The organism is Streptomyces sp. (genome assembly GCF_031178505.1).
GTDB classification, from domain to species: domain Bacteria; phylum Actinomycetota; class Actinomycetes; order Streptomycetales; family Streptomycetaceae; genus Streptomyces; species Streptomyces gulbargensis.
On record NZ_JAPSIW010001007.1, the window covers coordinates 1 to 1,887 of the forward strand.

Genomic DNA, 1,887 nt, shown 5'->3' on the forward strand with positions numbered 1-1,887 from the left:
GCGGCTGGGGCTACCGGGTCCGCGCCCACCGCACCGCTCTGGTGCTGCGCTCCGGCGAGGCCCTGGTGGTCCGGCGCGCGGGCGGTCGCGAGTTCGCGGTCACCGTGCCCGACGCGCGGACCGCCGCTGCCCTGCTCAACACGCTCGCCGCACGGCATGGGAAGGTCTGACGGTGCTTTTCCGGGTCGATCCAGCCTCCTCCGTCCCCCTCGGCGACCAGATCGCCGCCTGCGTCCGCGGAGCGCTCGCCGACGGCTCCGCGGCGCCCGGCGAGCGCCTCCCGGCCGCCCGGGACCTCGCCGACTCCCTCGGCGTCAACGTCCACACCGTCCTGCGCGGCTACCAGCGGCTGCGGGAGGAGGGCCTGATCGAACTCCGCCGGGGCCGCGGCGCCGTCATCGTCCCCGGCGCCTCCGCCCCCGACCGCGCCCGCCTGCTCGGCCGCCTCCGCGAGGCGGCGGCCGAGGCCCGCGAACTGGGCCTCAGCGAGGCGGAGTTCCTCGAACTGGCCCGGACCTCACTGGCGTGACCCGCCCGCCTGGCGGATTGTGCCGAACGGTCGACCCGTCGCCGCCCCGGCTCCCGTGGCGTCCTCGGCGCATCCCTCGAAACGCACCGCGGGCGGCCTCCCACCCGGGCGAACCGCCCCGCCCCGCCGGCGACCGCACGACGGCCCCCGCCCCCGTACCCATAGAATTTGAGCCTGCTGTCGGAACGACCACGGCATCGCACCCCACTGGAATGGAGCATCCCAGGATGGCTCGACACCTTGTCACCAGCGCACTTCCCTATATCAACGGGATCAAGCACCTGGGCAACATGGTCGGGTCGATGCTCCCGGCGGACGTGTACTCCCGGTACCTCCGCCAGCGCGGTCACGACGTCCTGTACATCTGCGCCACCGACGAGCACGGCACCCCCGCCGAGCTGGCCGCCAAGGAGCAGGGTCTGCCCGTCGACGAGTTCTGCGCCCGCGCCCACGACGCGCAGAAGGCCGTGTACGACGGCTTCGAGCTGGCCTTCGACTACTTCGGCCGCAGCTCCTCGCCGCAGAACGCCGAGATCACGCAGCACTTCGCGCGGAAGCTGTACGAGAACGGCTTCATCGAGGAGCGGGCGATCCGCCAGGTCTACTCGCCCGTCGACGGCCGCTTCCTGCCCGACCGGTACGTGGAGGGCACCTGCCCCCACTGCGGTTACGACAAGGCCCGCGGCGACCAGTGCGAGAACTGCACCCGCGTCCTCGACCCCACCGACCTGATCGAGCCCCGTTCGGCGATCAGCGGCTCCACGGAGCTGGAGGTCCGCGAGACCAAGCACCTCTTCCTCCTGCAGTCGAAGCTCCAGCACGAGGTCGAGGCGTGGATCGACCGCGTCAGCCCCGAGTGGCCGCACCTGTCCACCTCCATCGCGCGCAAGTGGCTGACCGAGGGCCTGAACGACCGCGCCATCACGCGTGACCTGGACTGGGGCGTGCCGGTGCCGGCCGACACCTGGCCGGAGCTCGCCACCGAGGGCAAGGTCTTCTACGTCTGGTTCGACGCGCCCATCGAGTACATCGCCGCCACCAAGGAGTGGGCCGACGCCGCCCCCGACGGCGAGACCCGCGACTGGAAGTCGTGGTGGTACGAGGCCGACGACACCGTCCGCTACACCCAGTTCATGGCCAAGGACAACGTCCCGTTCCACACGGTGATGTTCCCCGCCACCGAGCTCGGCGTGCGCGAGCCGTGGAAGAAGGTCGACCTGGTCAAGGGCTTCAACTGGCTCACGTACTACGGCGGCAAGTTCTCCACCTCCCAGAAGCGCGGCGTCTTCACCGACACCGCCCTCTCCCTGCTGCCCGCCGACTACTGGCGCTACTTCCTCGTCGCCAACGCGCCCGAG

2 protein-coding genes are annotated in these 1,887 nt (G+C 71.4%); both read left to right on the forward strand.

The annotated features are described in order from the left end of the window. Positions 1-172: 172 nt before the first annotated feature. Positions 173-529 carry a GntR family transcriptional regulator gene (locus tag RIF68_RS35620; protein WP_309055375.1) on the forward strand — a complete coding sequence of 119 codons (357 nt, stop codon included), beginning with the start codon at positions 173-175 and terminating at the stop codon, positions 527-529. A 227-nt stretch (positions 530-756) separates the two neighbouring features. Next, positions 757-1,887, forward strand: a 1,131-nt coding sequence (metG, locus tag RIF68_RS35625) for a methionine--tRNA ligase (RefSeq protein ID WP_309055754.1), incomplete at its 3' end; no start/stop codon positions are given.